The sequence below is a fragment of the Streptococcus oralis subsp. oralis genome (assembly GCF_002096595.1).
GTDB classification, from domain to species: domain Bacteria; phylum Bacillota; class Bacilli; order Lactobacillales; family Streptococcaceae; genus Streptococcus; species Streptococcus oralis_D.
The window spans coordinates 157374-181052 of sequence record NZ_NCUR01000008.1; the positions used below are offsets into that span (position 1 = coordinate 157374).

At 42.4% G+C, this 23679-nt stretch carries 25 protein-coding genes; 7 read left to right on the top strand and 18 right to left on the bottom strand.

The window, feature by feature from the left end; all coding sequences use genetic code 11:
- Positions 1–160 precede the first annotated feature (160 nt).
- The 16 genes from B7714_RS01785 to nrdR all read right to left on the bottom strand — a co-directional run bounded on the left by B7714_RS01785 (position 161) and on the right by nrdR (position 17656).
- A complete protein-coding gene (locus B7714_RS01785; RefSeq protein WP_084859483.1) occupies positions 161–1141 on the bottom strand; it encodes an acetylxylan esterase in 981 nt (326 codons plus the stop codon).
- Between the two features lie 469 nt (positions 1142–1610).
- Complete coding sequence (gene recG / locus B7714_RS01800) at positions 1611–3626, bottom strand: ATP-dependent DNA helicase RecG (RefSeq protein WP_084859484.1); 2016 nt, start codon at positions 3624–3626, stop codon at positions 1611–1613.
- Positions 3627–3643: 17 nt separating this feature from the next.
- Entirely contained in the window at positions 3644–4747 is a 1104-nt protein-coding gene (gene alr / locus B7714_RS01805; protein WP_084859485.1) for an alanine racemase, read from the bottom strand.
- Positions 4737–5099 carry a holo-ACP synthase gene (gene acpS, locus B7714_RS01810; RefSeq protein ID WP_084859486.1) on the bottom strand — a complete coding sequence of 121 codons (363 nt, stop codon included), beginning with the start codon at positions 5097–5099 and terminating at the stop codon, positions 4737–4739. The genes alr and acpS overlap by 11 nt, the downstream gene beginning before the upstream one ends.
- A 44-nt stretch (positions 5100–5143) precedes the next feature.
- The gene (locus B7714_RS01815) at positions 5144–6175 is read right to left on the bottom strand and encodes a 3-deoxy-7-phosphoheptulonate synthase (protein WP_000864028.1); all 1032 of its coding nucleotides are present in this window, start codon (positions 6173–6175) and stop codon (positions 5144–5146) included.
- Position 6176: 1 nt separating this feature from the next.
- Positions 6177–7208, bottom strand: a complete 1032-nt coding sequence (locus tag B7714_RS01820; protein WP_084859487.1) for a 3-deoxy-7-phosphoheptulonate synthase — start codon at positions 7206–7208, stop codon at positions 6177–6179.
- A 79-nt stretch (positions 7209–7287) separates the two neighbouring features.
- Complete coding sequence (gene secA / locus B7714_RS01825) at positions 7288–9801, bottom strand: preprotein translocase subunit SecA (RefSeq protein WP_084859488.1); 2514 nt, start codon at positions 9799–9801, stop codon at positions 7288–7290.
- A gap of 130 nt (positions 9802–9931) precedes the next feature.
- Positions 9932–10687: a DNA alkylation repair protein gene (locus B7714_RS01830; protein ID WP_084859489.1), complete on the bottom strand. Its 756-nt coding sequence runs from the start codon at positions 10685–10687 to the stop codon at positions 9932–9934.
- A 144-nt stretch (positions 10688–10831) separates the two neighbouring features.
- The gene (locus B7714_RS01835; protein ID WP_000415958.1) at positions 10832–11122 is read right to left on the bottom strand and encodes a hypothetical protein; all 291 of its coding nucleotides are present in this window, start codon (positions 11120–11122) and stop codon (positions 10832–10834) included.
- A gap of 132 nt (positions 11123–11254) precedes the next feature.
- The gene (locus tag B7714_RS01840) at positions 11255–11851 is read right to left on the bottom strand and encodes a LemA family protein (RefSeq protein WP_049519019.1); all 597 of its coding nucleotides are present in this window, start codon (positions 11849–11851) and stop codon (positions 11255–11257) included.
- Positions 11852–12011: 160 nt separating this feature from the next.
- A complete protein-coding gene (locus tag B7714_RS01845) occupies positions 12012–12860 on the bottom strand; it encodes a TPM domain-containing protein (RefSeq protein WP_084859490.1) in 849 nt (282 codons plus the stop codon).
- A 227-nt stretch (positions 12861–13087) separates the two neighbouring features.
- Positions 13088–14398 carry a ribosome biogenesis GTPase Der gene (der, locus tag B7714_RS01850; protein WP_084859491.1) on the bottom strand — a complete coding sequence of 437 codons (1311 nt, stop codon included), beginning with the start codon at positions 14396–14398 and terminating at the stop codon, positions 13088–13090.
- Between the two features lie 13 nt (positions 14399–14411).
- Entirely contained in the window at positions 14412–15125 is a 714-nt protein-coding gene (locus tag B7714_RS01855) for an NADPH-dependent oxidoreductase (protein WP_049484677.1), read from the bottom strand.
- Positions 15122–16018, bottom strand: coding sequence for a primosomal protein DnaI (gene dnaI, locus B7714_RS01860; RefSeq protein ID WP_000446492.1), 897 nt, complete (start codon positions 16016–16018; stop codon positions 15122–15124). The genes B7714_RS01855 and dnaI overlap by 4 nt, the downstream gene beginning before the upstream one ends.
- Positions 16019–17182, bottom strand: coding sequence for a DnaD domain protein (locus B7714_RS01865; protein WP_084859492.1), 1164 nt, complete (start codon positions 17180–17182; stop codon positions 16019–16021).
- Positions 17183–17656, bottom strand: coding sequence for a transcriptional regulator NrdR (gene nrdR / locus B7714_RS01870; RefSeq protein WP_001203678.1), 474 nt, complete (start codon positions 17654–17656; stop codon positions 17183–17185).
- A 140-nt stretch (positions 17657–17796) separates the two neighbouring features.
- Between nrdR and B7714_RS01875 the strand changes: the two genes are divergently transcribed.
- The 4 genes from B7714_RS01875 to gggC all read left to right on the top strand — a co-directional run bounded on the left by B7714_RS01875 (position 17797) and on the right by gggC (position 21281).
- A complete protein-coding gene (locus B7714_RS01875) occupies positions 17797–18162 on the top strand; it encodes a GntR family transcriptional regulator (protein WP_000119117.1) in 366 nt (121 codons plus the stop codon).
- A 4-nt stretch (positions 18163–18166) separates the two neighbouring features.
- Positions 18167–18862 (top strand): ABC transporter ATP-binding protein, encoded by a 696-nt coding sequence (locus B7714_RS01880; protein WP_000173188.1) that lies wholly within the window; start codon positions 18167–18169, stop codon positions 18860–18862.
- 15 nt (positions 18863–18877) lie between these two features.
- Positions 18878–19606, top strand: coding sequence for a hypothetical protein (locus B7714_RS01885; RefSeq protein ID WP_000498773.1), 729 nt, complete (start codon positions 18878–18880; stop codon positions 19604–19606).
- A 127-nt stretch (positions 19607–19733) separates the two neighbouring features.
- Positions 19734–21281, top strand: a complete 1548-nt coding sequence (gene gggC / locus B7714_RS01890; protein ID WP_000946536.1) for a streptosactin export ABC transporter GggC — start codon at positions 19734–19736, stop codon at positions 21279–21281.
- A gap of 52 nt (positions 21282–21333) precedes the next feature.
- Here the strand turns inward: gggC and B7714_RS01895 are convergent, their stop codons facing one another.
- Together B7714_RS01895 and B7714_RS01900 are read right to left on the bottom strand one after the other, a co-directional pair.
- Positions 21334–22029, bottom strand: a complete 696-nt coding sequence (locus B7714_RS01895; RefSeq protein ID WP_001288947.1) for an LrgB family protein — start codon at positions 22027–22029, stop codon at positions 21334–21336.
- A complete protein-coding gene (locus B7714_RS01900) occupies positions 22026–22400 on the bottom strand; it encodes a CidA/LrgA family protein (protein ID WP_000781327.1) in 375 nt (124 codons plus the stop codon). Before B7714_RS01900 ends, B7714_RS01895 begins: the two co-directional genes overlap by 4 nt.
- Before the next feature lie 196 nt (positions 22401–22596).
- Between B7714_RS01900 and B7714_RS01905 the strand changes: the two genes are divergently transcribed.
- From B7714_RS01905 to trxA, 3 genes are all read left to right on the top strand, one after another.
- Positions 22597–22977: a MarR family winged helix-turn-helix transcriptional regulator gene (locus tag B7714_RS01905; protein WP_000221641.1), complete on the top strand. Its 381-nt coding sequence runs from the start codon at positions 22597–22599 to the stop codon at positions 22975–22977.
- A gap of 97 nt (positions 22978–23074) precedes the next feature.
- On the top strand, positions 23075–23296 hold the full coding sequence (locus B7714_RS01910; RefSeq protein WP_000570263.1) for a DUF4649 family protein: 222 nt from the start codon (positions 23075–23077) through the stop codon (positions 23294–23296).
- Positions 23297–23311: 15 nt separating this feature from the next.
- Complete coding sequence (gene trxA, locus B7714_RS01915) at positions 23312–23626, top strand: thioredoxin (RefSeq protein ID WP_084859493.1); 315 nt, start codon at positions 23312–23314, stop codon at positions 23624–23626.
- Positions 23627–23679: the final 53 nt, after the last annotated feature.

The window sequence follows — 23679 nt, forward strand, 5'->3', positions numbered from 1 at the left end:
ACAAGTGACTTTTCCTTTATTATACAATAAAGTCTTATATTTATATCTATGTTCTCACAGAATAGATTTTACTTTTAAGAATATTTTAATATTTTAAATTTTCTAAAAGTACTTTCAGGTTTTGGACATAAAAAAGAGAGCTCCGGGGCTCTCTCATTCATTATCTTACGTACTTAAAAGGAATCTCACTGCCACAGAGCCAGTTATAAACTTGGTCATTGACAAAAACATTCATGGCTTCGTGAGCATACTCTGGCATGATGCGATAGGCCTTATCACAAGTCAGACGGTTGTAAATCGCAAACTGGGTAATAGGATAGCAAACATCATCGTCCAAGCCCGTAATCATCTTGACCTCACCTTGAATGCGATGGGCAAGATTTTTCACATCGATATAGGCAAGGGTCGCCATGATTTCCTCCTCTGTTTCATGGAAAGGATCGTGGAACTTGAAATATCGGAAGAGTTCATCATAGGCTTCACTGGTATTGCCAATCTCAAGCACTCGTCTAAAGTCTGACAAGAAAGGATAGATGGCAACTGTTTTCTGAATCCGAGGATTGAGCGCTGCTGCAACCAGGGCTAAAGCTCCTCCTTGTGAGGCACCATAACTAGAAAGTCGCTTCTCATCCACCTGAGGTAGACTAGCAATAATTTCAACCAACTGGTATATATCCAGATATACATCCTTATAAAAGAGATGTTCCCGACCTTCCACAGCACCACGGATGATATGCCCCTTCACCGTATTTCCTAGTGGAGAGCGCAAGCCATCTTGCGAATAACCTGACTGGCCCCGGACATCCATAGAAACAACACCGTAACCAGCCACAGTATAGGCTAGCATGTCAGCCCAATCCCAACCACGGCCCATGTACCCATGGAAATGGAAGATTAGCGGAACCTTCTCCTCAGTCTTTGGAAGGACGATTCGTGCATAGACCTTGCCTTCATTAGTTCCTTCAAAGGTCAGTTCATAACACTTGACTTGAGGAATGTTAAAATCCCTTTCCTCCAACTGGTAGGCTGGATGAGATGAAACTTTCTTGACCTCTTCATCCCAGAAAGCATCAAAGTCTTCTGGAATCTCATCCCGTCCTAGATAGGTCTTGATTTCTTCTAACAAAGTTGGATTTTTCATAGCATGCTCCTTTAGTTTTGTAATCGCTATCATAACTCTAGCATATCTAGGAAGGCAATGCAAGAAAGAATGCTAAATAGAAAGTGATTTTAGATTCTCTTTCCTCAAACCTATCGTCTGAAAGTAGTTTTAAAAATAAAAAGAGCGTTTCCGCTCTTCGTGTATCAATAGGTGCTAGCTCCTTTCTCTAGTTTGACGGTTTGGAATTTCTTTTGGTAGGTTACTTTAATCGTCATGTGAGAGTCCTCGTTTCTTTTTGATGACTCTAGTATAAGACCCAAACCTAAAAGCTAGCTTAAGTTTTCCTTAGAGAAAGCTTATACTCAATGAAAATCAAAGAGCAAACTAGGAAACTAGCCGCAGGTTGCTCAAAGCACTGCTTTGAGGTTGTAGATAAGACTGACGAAGTCAGTTACATATATAATCCAAGGCGACGTTGACGTGGTTTGAATTTGATTTTCGAAGAGTATTAATCTAGATGTTCTTTCTTTTCCAGATGGAGAGCAATCATGCGCCATTCTGGATCCTCTTGCCAACCTTCTATCGAACTAATGTAGCTGGCAACCTTTCTGGCTTCTTCTAAAATCGGAAAATCTTCGATAATATCAGCCACTTGAAACTCTGGAAGTCCTGACTGTCTGGTTCCAAAAATCTCTCCAGAACCACGCATTTTCAAATCTTCCTCCGCAAGGACAAATCCATTGGTGGTTTCTGTCATGATGCGCATGCGGTCCTTCCCAGAGTCCGTCTTGGGATTAGCCACAAGAACAGCATAGGACTGCTTGTCCCCCCGACCAACACGACCTCTGAGCTGGTGAAGCTGGCTGAGGCCGAAGCGATCGGCATCCATGATAATCATGACGGTCGCATTGGGAACATTAACCCCAACCTCGATAACCGTCGTCGAAACCAGAATATCCGTTTTTCTCTCTTTGAACTCCTGCATGATCTGGTCTTTTTCGTCACTCTTCATCTTACCATGTAGAAGAGCCACTTCTGCCTTACCAGTAAAATGAGCCGTCAACTCTTCTGATAAGGCAATGGCATTTTTCAGATCCAGAGCTTCAGATTCCTCAATCAAGGGAGAAATGACATAGGCTTGAGAACCTTTTTGAATTTCCCCCTCTAACCAAGTCAAGACCTGAGGCAGCTGCTCATGCTTAATCCAGCGCGTCACAATCGGCTTCCGCCCTGCTGGCATCTGGTCAATAATGGAAACATCCATATCGCCAAAGGCTGTGATAGCCAGCGTCCGTGGAATGGGCGTCGCTGTCATCATGAGAACGTCAGGATTGTCCCCTTTTTCTCTCAGAACACGCCTTTGCCCCACACCAAAACGGTGCTGCTCATCGATGATAATCAAGCCAAGGCGAGCATAATCCACTCCATCTTGTATCAAAGCATGAGTCCCGATAATAAAGTCAGCCTCACCCTTGGCAATAGTCTCCAAGACTTCTCTTTTTTCTGTAGCTTTCAAGGATCCTGTCAAGAGAGCCAGTTTCAAGTCTGGAAAAAAGTTCTGTAAACTCTCAAAGTGTTGCTCTGCTAGGATTTCTGTTGGCACCATAAGAGCTGCCTGATAGCCAACCGTCACCGCCGCAAACATGGCCAAGCCAGCAACTACCGTTTTCCCGCTTCCCACATCTCCTTGAAGGAGACGATTCATGTGATGGTCCGACTTCATGTCTGTCAAAATTTCCTGCAAACTCTTTTCTTGAGCTTGGGTCAGGGCAAAAGGCAGATTTTCTTTAACAGCCGACACTTTTTCCTGAGACCAATTCAGAACCAGACCGCTTCCCTGAACTCTATTTTCAGACTTGAGCGTCTGCAATTGCATTTGGAAATAAAAGAGTTCCTCAAACTTGATACGGCGAAGGGCCTGCTTGTATTCTGCCAAATCCTTGGGAAAATGCATAGCGCGAACAGCCTGGCAACGGGACATGAGTTTGTATTTATCAAGTAAAGACTGGGGAAGATTTTCTTCAATCAAGAGGTCTAACCCCTGATCAAAAGCCGTCTTGATGACCTTGACCAGACTGGCCTGACTGATTCCTTGAGCCAGACGATAGACAGGCTGGAGATCATCCTCTACTTGAGCCAGGACCTTCATCCCTGTCAGACTAGCCTTGGCGCGGTCCCATTTCCCAAAGACAGCCAGGGTTGCTCCCAGCTCTATCTTATCAGCTAGATAGGGCTGGTTAAAGAAATTCACCGCAAAAACGACTTCTCCCTGCTTGAGGCTAAAGCGCAGACGATTGCGCTTGAAACCATAATACTGGACACTAGCAGGAGTAACGACTTGACCAGACAGAACCGCCTTTTCGCCATCTTCCAGCTCCAGCACCTGCTTGGTTTTGAAATCTTCATAACGGAAAGGAAAGTAGAGCAAGAGGTCTTGCAAGTTTTCAATTCCTAGTTTGGCGTATTTCTCTGCTGACTTTGGTCCCACACCAGGCAAGACATGCAAGGGTTGATGTAGATTCATGCTCCACTCCTTTCTTTTTAATAATATTCTCTCGGAATGCGGTCGCTGAGGAGGCAAACCACCTCATAGTTAATAGTTCCACGATAGGTCGCTACCTGAGTAGCTGTGATTTCCTTGCCACCGTTTGTGCCGATCAGGGTTACTTTTGTTCCTAGCGGATAAATCTTAGGCAGACGAATGGTGATTTGGTCCATAGATACTCGTCCGACGATTGGGCAAGTTTCTCCATCTACCAAGACAGAGAAATTCTGCATGTCTCGTGTCCAACCATCCGCATAACCGATTGGCACCGTCGCAATGACTTGCTCACTATCCGCTTGATAGGTGGCTCCATAGCCCATGCAAGCTCCAGCTGGAACTGTCTTGACATGAACCAGGGCAGACTCCAAGGTCAAGGCTGGTGTCAAATCATAGGGTAAGTCCAAAACCTCTCCACTTGGATTGAGACCATACATGGCATCTCCCATACGGACTGCATTGAAAATAGTCTCTGCATGCCAGAGGGTCGTTGCCGAATTGCTGGCATGAACCAGCTCTGGAACTTCCTTCATACTTGCCAAAATAGCTTTAAAGCATTCTAACTGGGCATTAAAATAGTCATCTGATTCTTCATCTGCAGTAGCAAAGTGGGTAAAAATCCCCTCAACGCGAGCACCGTATTGTTGGAGTAAGGCTTGAGCCTGCTCTGCCTCACCGGCTTCTCTAAAACCAATTCGTCCCATTCCTGAGTCAATCTTGAGGTGAACTGTTAAGCCAGATAAATCTGTCTCCCTAGCTAAGAGCGCTTGAATCCACTCCAGTCCAGCCACAGTCAAGGTGATGTCGTATTCTTTTGCTAGAGCAACAACTTCTAGCTCAGAAACTCCTAAGATGAGAATTTTCTTGTTTATACCTGCTTGACGCAACTCGATAGCTTCATCAATATTGGAAACGCAAAATCCATCAACATCATCTTGAATCGCCGTTGCAACGGCAACTGCCCCATGACCATAGGCATTGGCCTTGACCACTGCCCACTTGAGCGTCCCTTGTGGGATATGAGCCCCCATTTGCTGAATATTGTGTCGAATAGCTCCCATATGAATCAGAGCCTTGGTTGGTCTATGTGGACTAGCTTTCATGATTTTCCTCCAAAATGACACTGGCTGTCACAAACTGATTTGTATGGCTGATAGATAGCCAAATCTTTCCTGAAAATGGTGCATGACTAAAATAGGGAGCCCCGCGTTCATTGTTCAAAATTTCCAAATCCTGAAAGGTCAGTTTGCCAATACCAGTTCCCATAGCCTTGGAAAAGGCCTCCTTAGCAGACCAGCGACCTGCCAAGTATTCAATTTGTCTGCGCCCTTTGAGACTGGCAAAACGCTCCATTTCTTTAGGGGTCAGCACGCGCTTAGCAAAGCCCTCACGTCGTGTAACTGCGTTTTCTATCGAAGCCAATTCTTCGATGTCAATTCCGTGTCCAACTATCATACTCACAAAAGGAGTTGAGATTCCCCCAACTCCATCCTTTTCACTTATTTTGTTAAGGTAGTATAAATTTCTTCTACCAAGGCTACTGTATTTTCCCATCCTAGACAAGGGTCAGTTATGGAACAACCAAAGACCTCTGGTTGATTTTGGCGACCATCTGCTAGGTAAGATTCGATCATAAAGCCTCGAACCGTCTTTTTAATCTTTTCATTCCAGTCACGGTTCAGCAAGGCTTGACGAACAATGCGAATTTGTTCCATATACTGCTTGCCAGAATTGTCATGATTGGTATCGATGATAATGAAGGGATTTTCAAGTCCCATAGTCTCATAACGATTGATGGCATTTAAGAGTGTTTCATAGTAGAAATTGGGTTCATTTTTACCATATTCGTTCATGGCACCACGAAGGATAACGTGGGCCAAGGGATTTCCTGAAGTTTCCACTTCTTGGCCATGGTAAAGGAAGGTTTGCTTGTTTTGAGCCGCATAGATGGCATTAAACATGACCCCAAGATTTCCAGATGTTGGATTTTTCATCCCAACCGGAGCATCAATCCCAGAGGCTACAAAGCGGTGTTCCTGGTCTTCCACTGAACGAGCCCCTACAGCATGGTAGCTGACCAGATCATCAACCAAAACGAGATTTGACGGATAAAGCATCTCATCAGCTGTCGTCAAGCCCGTCTCGGTAATCACTCGGTAGTGTAGCTGACGAACAGCCTGCAAACCATTGATGAGACTAGGCGCTTCGCTGGTATTTGGTTGATGAATCATTCCCTTATAGCCGTCTCCATTGGTACGAGGTTTAGCCGTATAGACACGCATCACGATAAAGATTTTATCCGCAACTTTTTTCTGCAAGTCTGCTAAGCGACGAGCATATTCAAGCACTGCTTCTTCATTGTCAGAAGAGCAAGGTCCCATCACCAAAAGGATTCGGTCATCCTCACCGGAGATGATAGCTGCCAACTCTCTATCGCGGGCTTCTTTCTTTCGCAAGGCTTCAGGTGACAACTGGGTCGCAGCCTTGATTGCTTCAATATCAATTTCTTGACCTTTTTCGATAAATGCCATCTTACTCTCCTAGCGTTTGGTAAATTTCGCGAACAAGTGCTTCTGTGTTGTCCCATCCTAGACAAGGATCCGTGATAGACTTGCCAAAAACTTCTGGCTCATTTTGACGTCCATCTTCCAGATAGGACTCAATCATAAAACCACGAACGTATTTCTTGATTTTCTCATTCCAGTCACGGTTAATCAAGGTCTGACGAACGATACGGATTTGATCCATGTACTGCTTGCCTGAATTGTCATGATTGGTATCGATGATGATAAAGGGATTTTCCAAGCCCATCTTTTCATACTGATCAATGGTATCCATCAAATTGTCATAGTAGTAGTTGGGAATATTTTTCCCGTATTCGTTCAATGCTCCGCGAAGAATGGCGTGGGACAATGGATTCCCTGTTGTTTCCACCTCTTTACCGAGGAAAAGGAAACTCTGTTTATTTTGCGCTGCGTAAATCCCGTTAAACATAACATTGAGATTTCCAGATGTTGGATTTTTAAATCCTGTTGAAAAGTCTGCTCCACTCGCTACAAAACGGTGCTGTTGATCCTCTACAGAACGAGCTCCAACAGCCATATAAGAAATCAAATCATCCACTAGCGGAAGATTTTCAGGATAAAGCATCTCATCAGCTGTTGTCATTCCCGTCTCGGTAATCACACGGTAGTGCAGTTGGCGAACAGCCTTGATTCCATTAATCAAGCTAGGAGCTTCTGTCGCATTTGGTTGATGAATCAAGCCCTTATAGCCATCTCCATTGGTACGAGGTTTAGCTGTATAGACACGCATGACCATAAAAATACGGTCTTTGACCTCTTCTTGCAAAGCAGATAGACGCTTGGCATACTCGAGAACCGCCTCTTCGTTATCAGATGAACATGGTCCAATCACCAAGAGAATACGCTGGTCTTCTCCACGGATGATGGCTTCTAGTTCTTGATCACGCTGGTATTTTTTCTCATAAGCCAAATCATCTAGTTTTGACAAGGCACGAACTTCTTCAATATTAATTTTGGGGCTTTTAGCTGTAAATACCATGATTCATCTCCTTATAAAGCAAACGGACACCAAGCAAAAAATGATTTTTACCAGGTATCCGCCTGTATCTTATCTCATATTATTGTCTCTTACCATGACAGTTCTTGAATTTCTTACCTGATCCACATGGGCATTGGTCGTTTCGTCCGATTTGGCTCAAGTCCAAATCTTCTGGAAGACTTGCCTGCTGCGCTGCGATATTACGAGTCGCAGTTGTACTGATATTGTGTTCAGTTTGCGGACGTTCTTGTTCATGGATTTGTGCTTTCATCATCAAACGGGTCACATCGAATTCAATCGATCCAATCATGTCGTTAAACATGCGGAAACCTTCTGCTTGATATTCTACAACAGGGTTATTTTGGGCATATCCACGAAGACCAACAGCATTTCGCAACTGGTCAAGGGCGTCGATATGATCTGTCCACTTGTTGTCTACAACACGTAGAATCAAGACTTTTTGGAATTCTTTCACTGCATCTTCGTCACGAAGCTTAGCAACTTGGCTGTCATAGACTTTCAAGGCACGTTGGAAAAGTTCATCTTTGATAGCTTGGTCTGACAAACCTGCAAGGTCTGAACGGCTAATTGAATCTTCTGGAAGTAAGTTATACTTAGCAAAGTTCAAGATTGCTTCTAATTTTTCATCTTCCTTAGAACGTGCATGTGCATCCACGATACGTCCAATGGTACGACGAATCATAGCATGGATTTCTGGTGCCAAGTCACGATCTGCAGTAATGACATCATAACGTTGTGCATAGATGATCTCACGTTGTTCACGCATAACATCATCGTATTGAAGGACTTGTTTACGAGTGTCGTAGTTGTTTCCTTCGACACGTTTTTGAGCTGCTTCAACTTGACGCGTTAACATGCGAGATTCGATGGCTTCGTCAGACATGTTGAGTCGTTCAAAGACACCTTTCAAACGTTCTGAACCGAAACGTTTCATCAAATCATCTTCAAGAGACAAGTAGAATTGTGACTCACCTGGGTCTCCTTGACGCCCTGAACGTCCACGAAGCTGGTTATCAATACGGCGACTTTCGTGACGTTCTGTACCGATAACACAAAGTCCACCAAGTTCACGAACCCCTTCACCAAGCTTGATGTCGGTACCACGACCGGCCATGTTGGTTGCGATGGTAACGGCACCACGTTGACCAGCGTTCATGATGATTTGCGCTTCTCTGTAGTGGTTCTTCGCATTCAAGACTTCGTGAGGAACACCTGCTGCTACCAATTTCTTAGAAAGGAAGTCACTCGTTTCAACGGCAACTGTACCTACCAAGACCGGCTGACCTTTTTGGTAACGAGCTTTTACATCTTCAACTACAGCCTTAAATTTCGCATCAAGACTTGCATAGAGAAGGTCTGAGTGGTCGATACGTTGAATTGGACGGTTGGTTGGGATTGGGATAACACGAATGTTGTAAATTTCGCGGAATTCTTCTTCTTCTGTTTTACCAGTACCTGTCATACCTGCCAATTTCTTATACATACGGAAGAGGTTTTGGTAGGTAATAGAAGCTGAAGTCTTTGTCTCATCTTGGATTGGCACACCTTCTTTTGCTTCAATCGCTTGGTGCAAACCATCAGAGTAACGACGACCTTCCATGGTACGACCTGTAAATTGGTCGACAATCAAGATTTCCTGATCTTCACTAACCACATAGTCGATATCGAGAATCATGATATAGTTGGCACGGAGGGCATTGTCGATAAAGTGAGTAAGAGCTACATTTTCAATGTCGTAGAGATTTTCTAGTTTGAAGTAGCTTTCAGCCTTGTCAATACCAGAATCTGACAAACCGATCGTCTTAGACTGAACGTCAATGATATAGTCATCCTTGTCCAAGGATTTCACGAAGTGGTCCGCCATATGGTAGAGTTGGCTTGTTTCAACTGCGTTGGCACCTGAAACGATCAATGGTGTACGAGCTTCGTCGATCAAAATTGAGTCAACCTCATCGACCAAGGCATAATTGAGTGGACGTTGCACCATGTTTTCTGCGCGAACGACCATGTTATCACGAAGGTAGTCGAAACCAATCTCTGAGTTGGTTGAGTAGGTAATATCACAAAGATAAGCTTCTTTTTTCTCCATCGGAGATTTAGCTGCCAAGTTGATCCCTACTGACAAACCGAGCCATGAGTACAATTCACCCATTTCAGTCGCGTCACGTTCTGTTAGGTATTCGTTGACTGTAACTACGTGAACTCCTTTACCTGCAAGGGCATTGAGGTACACTGGCATGGTCGCTGTCAAGGTCTTCCCTTCACCGGTACGCATCTCTGGAACGTCACCATGGTGAAGAACAATCCCACCCATGACCTGAACCTTATAAGGGAAAAGCCCAAGGACACGTTTTGCAGCTTCACGAACTACCGCAAAAGCCTCATATAGCAATGAATCAAGTGATTCACCCTTATTGTATCGTTCTTTAAATTCGTCAGTTTTCGCTTTTAGTTCTTCGTCTGACATTGCAGCCATTTGGCTCTCATAGTTAAGAACCTTATCAGCCATCTTTTCCAGACGACGAAGTTCTCCTTTATCATTTTCAATAATCGTTTTTAAAATATTAGCCATGATTTTCCTTACTTTTTATTCTGAATATTTTAGAATGTTCTTTTAATTTTAGCATATTTACCATTATTTTTCAAGAAAGAATCCTTAATTTACAACGGAAAAGGCCAGCCAAAATTCAGCTTTTTTTGCATCAATCTTCTGTGGCTACCTTTTTGTTTTTTGTTCGTGAGGCATGCTTGATGATCCAGGCACAACCTGAGCTTACATCCTCCTTCTGCCAAGTTTGAAGTATCTTTTCAAACTTATCAGGAGCTTCCTTGTATAAATCATTTAAATTATTGGCTACACTTTTTTGAATGGACTTGTCTCTATCATCCTTTAGATTGGTCAGAATAGTGGTAAAATCCTCAAAATAATCCAATACCACGGTTTGTCTCTTAGCCCAAGGCAGACGGATACGCATGCATTCGCTGGCAAGTCTGCGAACGCGCAAATTTTCATCCCGACTCCATTCTAACAGCAAAGCCATTGTATCCTTAGGATAGCGAGCCAGCAAAGGTCTCATAGAAAATTCTCCAGTAAATCGCTTGGTTAGTTCCTTACTAAAGGCCGCGCTCAATTCAAATTCCTTGTCCCCATATAGCTCTACATATTTTCCGATTGGCCAAAGCCAATATCCTTCTGAAAACATACCTAAACCACCCTCTAACTCAGGACCCAAAATTTTCTCAAAAACCTTGAGAGAGTCCTGATAAGATAGGGGGAGACATTCTTTGATACTTTTAGCCAAGAGTTCTTGACGCTGGCTAAACTCTAACTCTTCCAAGTCTTTTTCTAGCAAGAGCCTAAACTTTTGTCCATCAAAGGCAACGGACGCTTCTTGCAACCGTCGACTCAAATCCCTAGCATAAGCCAAGTCATAATAATCTTTTACTTTTTTAGCCATTTTTCAAATCCCTTAATCTTCTGTTTACGGAACTTATTATATCATACAGATCGCCCGTCAACAAAATTATTTTCATATCTCCAACTATTTTAACAAGGAAGAAAAAAGGACTAGAAGCTAGTCTAGTCCTTCATTTTTTAATGTTTAATTTCCCAAGAATACAGGCAATATCCCAAAATACCAAAAGAGATTGATCCAGAAGGCCAAGCAAAAGATGATGCCAAAGATGAGAAGACTGATTTTTTTAATCAGCACGGAGTATAGGATGGATAAAACTCCAAAAACCACAAAGAGTTTTTTCATAACGAAATAATATACTGAAACTCCTCCGATTTGCCAATCCCAAGGAAGGAAAAACATGAGGAACCAGAGAAGGCAAATCGTAAGGATATATCTCTTGTAGTGCGCTTCAAGAAAGGCTTTTGTTTTCTCCATAGCAAACCTCCATTTGAGTCACTGTCTCTTCCCTTTTATTATACCAAAAAAACCTGGAAAAGACTTTCCAGGTTTGAGTTTGAAATCACTAGTCATGCTAGAAAAATCACTCTATTCATAGGCTGATTCACTTTATTGACTTGATGAAGATGTTCCGAAATCGACCTTAGGAACTGTCTTAGCTTCTTCTGTTTCTTTGAAGGTTTCAGCTTCTTTAAAGTTCATCATATTCGCAAAAAGCACGGTTGGAAAACTTCTCAACTTTTGATTGTACTCGGCTGCGACTTTATTATAATCCTTGCGTGCTACAAAGATACGATTTTCACTTCCTGAAAGTTCGACCATTAGTTGCTCAACATTTTGATTGCTCTTGAGTTCTGGATAATTCTCCGTCAAGGAAATCAAGCGGGAAAGAGCAGAGCTCAATTCTCCCTGAGCCTTTTGGTTTTCTTCCGAAGTTACTGAGCTACTACCGATTTTAGCTCTAGCATCAGCAATCTTGGTAAAGACTTCGGTTTCATGATTCATTTGTCCTTTAACAGACTCTACCAAGTTACCAATCAAGTCCGAACGACGTTGGAGGGCTGTCGAGACATCGGCCTGAGCCTGCTCCACTTTAGTCTGTTCACCAACCAGACCATTATAGGTCGTCACTGCGGAACAACTTCCCAGAACTAGTAGTCCAAAGAAGATCGCCACTATTGAGAGAATTACTTTATGTTGTTTCATATCAAAACCTTAACACTTTCTTTTATCAACTTTTCTGAGATAGGACTCAGATTTTAAATCAATTTCCCAAACTTTGTTTTTATTTTTAATTAAGGAGTGAACTCTTGCAAAGGAGTCCCCTTACTGCATGGAAAAATCGGTTTGAGCAATATACAATCACTCACCAGTCATCAGACGAACCGCCACCATCAAAGCCACCGCCGTCCCAGCCACCAGATGAGTCGGAGCCTGAGTCTGACCAAGAGGATCCTGAATCTGATGAGTCACCGCCCCACCAGCCTCCGCCAGAATCATCTCCACTAGAACCACCACGACCTCCAAATATAAATCCAATAATCATGACGATGAAGTAAATCAGAACTACAAATCCGAGGGCTCCGTCATCGAAGCTACTTTTTCGATGCCGTTTCGAAGATTGACTCCCAGCGGTATACTTTTCAATTTCTCTTAGACGACTAGAATTAGTAGCATAGTCGTAACTACTTCTAGAACTTGAAGCAGTCGTACTCGATCCACTATAAAACATGTAGTTGAGATTGTTTGCTATAGAAAGAACTCCATTGCTGTAGTCTCCCTTTTGAAAGTAAGGCCGTGCTGTTTTCAAAAATCTATTGGTCTGATAGTCTGTGATCTTACTTGCCACATTATTGCTTGTTTCAATCCGTGATTTTCTATCCTCAACAGCGACCACAATCAAGGCGCCGTTGTTGTCTCCCGAGTAGCCAATCTTCCAAGCTCTAGCTGTTTCGTTAGCTACAGTTTCGATTGTTTCTCCATCCAGGCTTTTCACAACGTAAACGCCCACTTGGAATTTTTCTGCTTTTTGACTATTTACCTTATTCAAACCTCGAATCAGTCTGATTGTCTCATCAGTCAGATAGTGATTGGGGTCATAGATCCCGTACTCAGGTTTTTCAGGTGCTGTGAATGCTGACAAGAAGAGAAAAACCATCAGCAACCCAAGCAAGCGAACCAACAAACTATGTTTAAATAATCTGCTTTTTTTCATAATAACCTCCCTGATAAAGGAAAATTGATTTAAGGAATTATAGCATTTTGATTTTTACAAAGAAAGTGCATTTTCATTACAAATAGATTACAAAAGCTAGGAAAATGATTGAATTTTGATGACAGATTCTTCTCCAATTTGATAGGTTCTTTTATCCCCTCTTAGATAGAAAAAAGAAGACTATGAAGTCTTCTTTTAGTTTATTTTTGTAGAAAAACAAGTAAGACTTACTTGCGTTTTCTTGCAATCAAGTGAATCGGGGTTCCTTCAAAGACGAAGGCCTTGCGGATTTGATTTTCCAAGAAACGCAGGTAAGAGAAGTGCATGAGTTCTTCTTCGTTTACAAAGATGACAAAGGTTGGTGGCTTGGTTGCCACTTGGGTTGCGTAGAAAATCTTGAGGCGTTTTCCTTTGTCTGTCGGTGTTGGATTGATGGCAATGGCATCCATAATCACATCGTTCAAGACAGCTGATGGAATACGGGTGTTTTGGCTTTCGCTGATTTGCTTGATCATCTCAGGCAGTTTATGGAGACGTTGCTTGGTCAAAGCGGATACAAAGACAATCGGTGCATAAGGCAGATATTGGAACTGCTCACGGATATCCTCTTCCCATTTTTTCATGGTGTGGTTATCTTTCTCAAGTGTATCCCACTTGTTGACCACGATAATCATCCCTTTACCGGCTTCATGAGCAAAACCTGCGATACGCTTGTCGTACTCACGGATACCTTCTTCGGCATTGAGGACCATCAAGACCACGTCAGAACGGTCAATGGCACGCATGGCACGCATGACAGAATATTTCTCCGTATTTTCATAGACTTTACCTGATTTACGCATACCAGCTGTATCAATCATGGTAAACTCTTGTCCATCCGTATCTGTAAAGTGGGTATCAATGGCATCACGCGTTGTTCCAGCTACTGGACTAGCAATCACGCGGTCTTCTCCCAAAATAGCGTTGATCAAACTTGATTTTCCAACGTTAGGACGGCCAATCAAGCTAAATTTGATCACATCTGGATTGTCTTCTTCTACTTCATGTGGAAGATTTTCCACGATGGCATCCAGTACATCACCCGTACCGATACCGTGGACAGACGAAATTGGCAACGGTTCGCCCAAGCCTAGCGCATAGAAATCAAAAATATCATTTCGCATTTCTGGGTTGTCAACCTTGTTAACGGCAAGGATAACAGGTTTATGGGTTTTATAGAGTTTACGGGCTACGTATTCATCCGCATCTGTAATCCCTTCTTTCCCAGAAACTACAAAGACGATGACATCCGCTTCTTCCATAGCGATTTCTGCCTGGTGCTTGATTTGTTCCATGAAGGGAGCATCGACATCGTCAATCCCTCCCGTATCAATCATACTAAAGGAACGATTGAGCCACTCACCCGTTGCATAGATACGGTCACGTGTCACACCCTCGACATCTTCTACGATTGAGATCCGCTCACCAGCGATCCGATTAAATAGGGTTGATTTCCCAACATTGGGACGTCCCACAATGGCAATAGTTGGTAAGGCCATGTTTTCTCACTTTCTACAATAACTTTTTCTGTTCTAGATTCTTCCGAGTTGAACTAGGTTCGGCTTGACCAAACTGCTCTGCCAAACGCTGACTCCAAGAGGTTGTCGCACGCGCACCAGCATAGTCTGCCTGTACCTGGTCATAGTCCAAAATCGCTTCAACTGGCTGTTCTTGGTATTCTTCTTCAAATACCACTTGGTTCAAAGGCAGTCTTGGTTTGACATCATGTTGTTGATTTGGCACGCCAAGGGCAATCCCAAAAACAGGGTAGGTATAGTCAGGCAAGTTAAAAAGCTCTGCCACTTCTTCTGACTTGTAACGGACCAAACCGATAATCACACCACCATATCCCAGACTCTCAGCCGCAAGCAAGGTATTTTGCCCAGCAAGCGCAGCGTCCACAGAGGTGATGAGGAGACCTTCCACTCCTTGGGGCTGGAAAGTGTCCGTATGGAGGCTTGATCCTTTTTCTGCACGGTTTAGGTCACCAACAAAGAGCAAGAATGCAGCTGACTGGCGAATGGCTTCCTGAGGAACCAATTCATATAAGCCGTCTTTCTTCTCTTGACTGCGCACAAGAATCACAGAGTAAGATTGGAAATTTTTCCAAGATGACGCCATTTGTCCAGCAGTCAAGATTTCATTTAAGTGCTCTTGAGGAATCTCTTGCTCCTTAAAGCGACGAACTGAAGTATGAGCTTTCATCAGTTTAATGGTTTCTGTCATCGGCGATTTTCTCCTTCTAGTCTTGTTTCCTCAGCCAAATAACGGATTCGTTCCATAACCCGTCTAGCTTCCCAAGTCTCATCATTTCCATTCTTTCCTTTGGCAAAATGTTTTTCCAAATCTTGGAAATTAAAGTTGGAAGTAAAGAAGGTCGGCAAATCTTCCTGCATGCGATACTGGAGAATAACTTGGAGAATCTCATCACGCACCCAAGGGGTAGACTGCTCTGCACCAATATCATCCAATACCAAGACTTCTGCTAACTTGATCTCATCCACCAAGGTCTTCACAGATCCTTCACCGATGGCATTTTTCACATCAATGACAAAACTTGGATAGTGGAGAATGGTTGTTGAAGCACCACGTTTTTCAGATAAGTCATGAGCTAAGGCTGCCATCATAAAACTCTTACCAACACCAAAATCTCCGTAAAGATAGAGGCCTTTTCGGATACTTGGGTAAAGGTCAACAAAGGCATAGAGTCTCTCAAAAATCGGCAAACGTCCTAAGTCATCTAGGTCAATCTGAGCCAATTTCGCTTTCTTGAGACTTGCTGGTAGATTGATCAACTTGAGACGATTCTTGATGGCCGCCTCTTTTTCAGCCGCGATTAGTTCTGGTGTTTCTTCATAAGATACATCTGCGTAGCCGTGATTCATGACCAAGATAGGCTTGTAGCCACGAGCTATATAGTCAGCATCCCCACGAAGAAACTTATCCCGTTCTGTGATATATTGGTTGAACTTGGAGATGCTACGATTTAACTCCTCTTGGCTGAGGGATTCTTTCTGGATAAAAGCCGCTACATCTGGGTCTTTCATAATCTGCTGGACTAGGTCCTGATACTGAAAACGACTTGTCTGACGTTTAATAACGTCACCCACACTTTCCATCTAGTCTCCTCCTTCTTCTAATCTGGCTAACATTTCTTGTTTTTTTCGTTCTAGTTCCAGACGAGTTTCCTCACTGGTTTGATTCTTGTATTCTGGATTACTCCACTTAGGAACATTTGTCTTAGTCGAGCTAGTTTTCGATTTTTGGTCTTCTTGCCCTTTTTGCTGACGCTCTCGAATCCGAAGCACAGCCTCTTCTGCTGTCCGAATTTTTTGATAAGCATAGTCATTTGCGACCTTCATGGCATATTTTTCATTGACATTAGCCGAATCAACCTTGTTAAAGGTTAGAAGTAAGACGATATTGATGACTTCGTCCAACAAGCCTAAAGACGCCATCTGGTGAAGAAGTTCTCTTTCACTTTGGGTGATGTTTCCTTTACGTGTTTGTTTGATTTCGGCTAAAAATTCCAGGGGAGTTTTATTTTTGGCTTCTCTGATAATGGTCATTTCTTTGGGGCTAAAGTCAGAAGTCGCTGGTTTTTGTGCTATCTTTTCACGCATGCGTTTGACTGAAATAACCTGAGCCACTGTAGTCGCCTTGGCTAATTGATAGGTTTCAAACCAGGTCCATTTTTTTTCATCTGCAATGGCAAACAATTCCAAAACATCCGTTTGCTCGTCTTCAAAACGCAAGCCATCTCGAGCCATCAGGCGCTGGAAATGGTCCAAATCAAAATCGTTTTTTAACTTGCTTTTAGACTCGCTTGGGGTCACTTCTTCGATCAGGGTTGGAAAGACTTGGCTCAAAGAAACAGAGAGTGCTTCTCCCTCACTTGGAGCCTGCTTCATAGCAGAAACAGCTGTATCCCCAATCTTTTTCTCTAATAATCTGCTATAGACAGAATGACTTAGAAATTCCTGACTGGAGAGGGGCGGATGGATCACCAACTCATAACTCTCCCCCTTCTGATAAAGGGTCAACAAATCCAAAGCCGATAAGACTTTAAAGGATTGGAGCAAGGTAGACATGCCAAAGTTTAAGTGATTGAGGATATGGGAAAAGAGGTGTTCCTTTTGCCCACCATCCCAAAAGGTAATGACGTACAGATAGAGGCTCAGTGCCTCCTGACCGATAATCGGGAGGTAGCACTGCACCAGAGAAGAGGTATCTTGCGACACCCGATTATTCTTTAGAAAAGAAAAACGGTCATTTGGCTTCATCTATTTTTCCTTTTTCTTTTTTGAGGACTGGGTGATCTGCTGGAGCAGACTCTCCAACTCACTCACATCCTTAAAGCTACGGTAAACACTGGCAAAACGAACATAGGTAATCTCATCCAGCTCTGCTAATTCTTCCATGACTAAAGACCCAATATATTCACTTTGGATCTCATTCTCACTGCGACTACGGAGTTTTTGCTCAATACGATTGACCACCATGTTGATTTCATCACTTGAAACAGGGCGTTTCTGGGCTGAGCGGATAATCCCATTAAAGATTTTATCTCTCGAAAACTGCTCTCGTGTACCGTCTTTTTTGACGACAACCAGCGTTCTTTCTTCTACTCGTTCATAGGTTGTAAAACGATGCTGACACTCGTCGCACTCACGTCTTCGACGGATGGTATTTCCTTCTTCGGCTTGTCGACTATCAACAACACTAGACTTGGTAGCCCCACATTTTGGACAACGCATGCTTTTCCCTCCTTGTCGTTTTCTTTTCATTATACCATTTTTTGAGCAATTCCCAAAACAATTCTTATTTTTACTTGACAAGTTTTTTGTTTTATTGTATTATTTGATTAGAACAACAAAGACAAAGAAAGGAGACTATGATGTCCTGGTCATTTGATAATACAAAACCGATTTATTTACAGATTATGGAAAAAATTAAATTACAGATTGTTTCCCATGAACTGGAACCCAACCAACAGCTCCCTACCGTGAGAGATTTGGCGAGCGAGGCTGGAGTCAATCCCAATACCATTCAGCGCGCCTTGTCTGACCTTGAACGTGAAGGATTTGTATACAGCAAGCGGACAACTGGTCGTTTTGTCACCGAGGATTTGGATCTCATCCTTCAGTCCCGCAAACAACTTTCCGAGGAGCAACTGCAACAATTCGTCTCTTGCATGCTTCAATTTGGCTACAAAAAAGAAGAACTGCCAAATGTATTAAGCGACTATATTAAAGGAGTTTAAGACTATGACACTACTAGCACTTGAAAATGTAACAAAATCATATGGAGCAACTGCGGCACTTGACAATATCTCACTAGAGATCTCAGCCGGAAAAATTGTCGGGCTCCTTGGACCAAACGGATCCGGAAAAACAACCTTGATCAAACTGATCAATGGCCTCCTTCAACCAAATAAAGGACGTGTCCTCATTAACGGACAGGATCCAAGTCCTGCTACCAAGGCGATCGTCTCCTACCTACCAGATACAACCTACCTCAATGAAGAGATGAAGGTTAAGGATGCTCTAACCTATTTTAAAACCTTCTATCAAGATTTCAATCTCGAAAGAGCCCAACACCTTTTAGCCGATCTCGGTATTGATGAAAATAGTCGCCTCAAGAAACTATCAAAAGGAAACAAGGAAAAGGTCCAACTCATCCTGGTTATGAGCCGTGAAGCCCGCCTTTATGTCCTCGATGAACCAATCGGTGGAGTGGATCCAGCTGCCCGTGATTATATTCTCAATACCATCATCAACAACTACTCACCAACTTCTACGGTGCTGATTTCAACCCACTTGATTTCAGATATTGAGCCAATCTTGGATGAGATCATCTTCCTCAAAGACGGAAAAGTCGTCCGCCAAGGAAATGTTGATGATATTCGTTACGAGTCAGGTGAATCAATTGACCAGCTCTTCCGCCAGGAATTTAAAGCCTAAGCAAAGGAGATTATTATGTTTTGGAATCTAGTTCGTTATGAATTTAAAAATGTCAATAAATGGTATCTGGCACTCTACGGTGCTGTGCTTGCAATTTCAGTTTTGATTGGAGCTTTTATTAGCAGCCTTAGCCAGAGTTACAATCCTAACAATGCTGCTTATTTCATCTTCTTTTTAGTACTAGTCTTTGGAGGACTCAGCGTCACTCTTTGGATTGCAACAATCTTTTTAATCATCCGAAGATTCAAGGGCAGTGTTTATGACCGCCAAGGGTACTTGACCCTGACCTTGCCTGTCTCTGAGCACCAAATCATCATCGCAAAACTTTTAGGTGGTCTTGTCTGGTCCATCTTAAGCTATATCGTCTTTATCTTGAGTATATTGATTATCTTCTTCTTAACACCAATAGAAAAAGACTTCACTGCCCTCTATAACTTCATTTCCCCTTACCTCAGCTACGGCTGGCTGTATGCGCTATCACTGTTTGTAGGTTCGATCGCATGGATTTTATCCATCTACCTCTCCATCTCTATCGGACAACTCTTTAATGAGTATCGAACAGCTATGGGGATTCTAGCCTATATCGTCATTGCCATCGTCATTGGTTATGTTTCTCTCTTTTTCCGAATTGAAAATGACTTTAACATGATGATTGGTACAGAAATTCTGCGCGATCTCTTTTTATCAGCTATCTACTATCTCGGTACCTACTATATCTTGAAAAACAAGGTTAACTTGCAATAAGTTAAAGGTCTAGCGACTCTGTATCGCTAGATCTTTTCTTTTAGATATATTGTATGAAAATGTGGATAAAAAGGAGTATAATAATTTTAAAAGTGATTACTGTATATTGATAAGGAGGGAGCTCTTTATGCTTAGAACGTTTGTTGCAAAGAAACACTTAACACTTTACTTCTTTTCGATTGCAATCACATGGCTGGAAGCGATTATTACGCCAGCGCTCATTCAGAGTATCGTTGCTAGTTTTACCAATCAAGAACTGGAACTTCTTTGGAAAGTGTTGATTCTGGGAATCCTTGGAAACCTCATCCTCTTACTGGGGCTAGCTGGAAAACGCTATTACTACGCTCGTTTGATTACTGATTTCAGATATGGAATTAAAAGCGCTATTTTCAAGCGATTCCTCAGCGGTTATGATATTGATGAAAAGGATATTTTGTCTGATTTAGAAAACGACGTCAACCAGTTAGAAAAGAGCTATATTGAGCCAACCGTTATCATTATTTCTTCTCTTGGTTTCACAACCGTCTCCATTCTATATGCCCTGTGGACTAATTTTTACCTAGGCTTGATTTTTATTCTCTTCTACTCCGTCCCTGTCCTCTGTAGTGCCATCGGATCTAAGCGTTTAGATTCACTTTCTGAAAAGCGGTCCACTATTAACCAGAGCTACTTATCAAGCTTGACAAATTTTATTGGCGGTAGCCAACAGATTCGTCATTATCAGGGACAGGACTTCTTTTTTGCTCGCTATCAAAATCAGTTACAGACTAGTTTGGATGCGGAAATACGATATGAGAAACAACGTACCCTAAACAGTCTCTTTATCAATAGCATCGATGCCTTTTGCTCCGTTGCCCCTATTGTCATTGGCGGTTTTATGACCTATTATGGTTATTTAAACGCAGCTAGTTTTGTAGCCATTTATCTCGTTTCTCATAATATTGGCTATCAATTCCAAGAATTAGCCTACTTTACTAACACCCGAAAAGCAACTCAATACCTCTGTGAAAAGTACCAAGTACTTTTCACAAATTCTAGTCCTATTTCTACTAGCACCTTCCAAAACATTTATCCCGTCCAACTAGAGAATATCTCTCTAGAAAAAGAGGGACAGGTCCTTTTATCCCCTCTTTCCATGCACATCAAGAAAGGAGAAAAGATTGCCATTATCGGTGAAAGTGGCTCTGGAAAAACGACTTTACTCAATATCATTCATGGAGAGTTGGCTGCGACCAGTGGACGGATTGCATTTGCTGGCCAAAGCCTATCACGCCAAGAAATCACGAGCGTTAGCTCCTATATCCTCCAAGATAGCCATTACTTTGACACGCTGTCTCTGGAAGACAATATCCTTCTAGGAATGACTAAAAAGCAAGAAAGGTTGAATCATATCCTCAAGACAACTGGTTTAGAACATTTGAAAAATCGAACTCTTAGCAACGATAGCCTGTCTGGTGGCGAGAAACAACGACTCGAAATCGCTCGCGCGCTCTATCACGACAGCCAACTCATCTTGGCTGATGAGATTAAGGCCAATCTTGACTTAGAGAATAGCAAAAAGATTAGCGACCTCCTCTTCTCGCTACCTCAGACAGTCATTGAAGTCATTCACCATTATACAGACGAGGACTTAAAACGCTACGACCAAGTCATTCATTTAAGCAAAGAAAAGTAAATCCTTACAAAATAAAATTGGAAAAAAGCAAGGAACTCAGCTTCCTTGCTTTTTAACTCAATATCAAACTGGCTACGATGGGGCTGACAAAGACGTAGAGAATACCAGTGACACCGATAGCCAAGCCACCCATGGCTCCTGCTACCGATCCGTATCGAAAGGCGGTTCCCGTTCCGACAGCATGACCTGTTCCTCCAAGAGAAAGTCCCACAGCCACTGGGTCATCGATCTTCAACCATTTCAAAAGGGTTGGTCCGATCACACTGGTCAAAATGCCAGTGGCCACTACGACGACCAAGGTCACAGTCGTCAAACCTTGCAATTTTTCTGTAATCCCCACTGCCATAGCGGTTGTCACTGACTTGGGAAAGAGAGAAATAGCTAGGAAAAAGTCCATGCCAAATATTTTCGCTACTATGGCAGTAAAGCAAGTATTGACAACTACTGCTAACAGACTACCAAAGAGAATACTGCGAGCATGGTGCTTCATCAAGTGAAAACTCTTATAAAGCGGAATCCCTAAAGCCACTGTTGACGGAACAATCAAATTGTTCAGATAAACCCCACCTTGGTAGTAATCTTGGTAAGAAATCCCCGTCAGCTTTAGAAAAATGATAATGAAAACAGCCGACAAAAGCAAGGGCGTTGTCAATGGATGGGGAAAACGTCTGTAAATCAGCATCCCCACTAGATAAGCAAGGATAGACAGGGCAAGCCCAAACAGGGGATTGGAAACAAATTCACTCATTTGGCATCTCCTTTCTCATAATCTCCCTCAAATCGTCTCTTAATGAACTGAACTACCACGGCTATGAGGATAATATTGATGACAGCTGCAAAAAAGACAATCAAAACGATGGGCAGGAGATAGGGAGCAATCACATCAAACTTCTCCATTATTCCCACTGCTGGTGGCAAAAAGAGAATAGTCATATTGGCCAGCAAGAAATTCCCCACCATGTTGACATGTCTGGTTCTCAGCCACTTGAACTGTAAGGCTAGAAAGAGAATAATCAAACCGATAATACTGCCTGGGATAGGCAGATGAAAGAAACTAGAAATTCCCTCACCGATCAATGAAATCACAAAGAGAATCATTAATTGAACATATAATTTCATTCTAAACTCCACGAAATAGACTTCTTGCATACCAGTTTACTCTTTTTTCAGAAAATTTCAAGGAAATATTGCAATTCTTCTCTCTTGCACGGATTAGTTAAAAGTAGTATAATCATTGCATGCGCAATCATCTTGTATTGCAGAAACAGTCACTAATGACTTTGTGATTTTTACTTTGAAAAGAAAGGAGAAAGCAATGACCTACTTAGAAAAATGGTTTGACTACAACCGCCATCAAAAAGAAATGGAAGCCTTGTTGGAAGAAACTATTGCCCAGCAGAGTGAACAAAGGCTGAACTTGAAAGAGTTTTACCTGCTCTACTATTTGGATCTAGCCGATGAAAAATCCTTACGACAGATTGATTTACCCGATAAACTCCATCTCAGTCCGAGCGCTGTTTCTCGAATGGTGGCACGATTAGAAGAGAAAAACTGCGGTTTGCTTAGTCGCAGATGTTGCGATCAGGATAGACGGGCTAGTTTTATCTGCCTGACTGACGAGGGACAAACCACCCTAGCTTACCTGCAAAAAGCCGTCGAAGAAAGACTGGAAACGAGTCTTGATTTCATTTCTTAATCAGATTTTTTAAAAAAGTTGCGTGCGCAATCATTTTTCTTGACATTCCTCTTTTCAAGGAGTACAATAAAGTCAAGATCGAACAAAGGAGTTTTATATGATCGAAATTACTTATCTAGACGCCAGTAAGCAAGAGAGAACCATGACTTTCGAGTCTTACCAAGACTTTGAACGTTCTCAACACGCCTGCCTCATCGGCGTTGCTGATTACTATACTGTCCAAAAATTAACCTACAATGGTCATGATTTGGACTACCATGGGACTTATGGAGATGTTTTCTTCTATCTCATGAAACAAGATTTAAGCCAATATAACTAAAAAAGGAGAAATACAATGGCAAAAGCAATTACAGATGCAACATTTGAACAAGAAACAAAAGACGGTTTGGTCTTGGTAGACTTCTGGGCAACTTGGTGTGGTCCATGTCGTATGCAAGGTCCAATCTTGGATAAATTGTCTGAAGAACTTTCAGAAGATGTCTTGAAAATCGTTAAAATGGACGTTGATGAAAATCCAAACACAGCTCGTGCTTTTGGAATCATGTCTATCCCAACTCTTCTCTTCAAAAAAGACGGCCAAGTGGTGAAACAAGTTGCTGGAGTACACACTGCAGAACAAATCAAGGCCATCGTTGCTGAATTGAACTAATCACGAAACACTCCCATTCCAAAAGGGAGTGCTTTTTTGTTTGCATAGAAAAA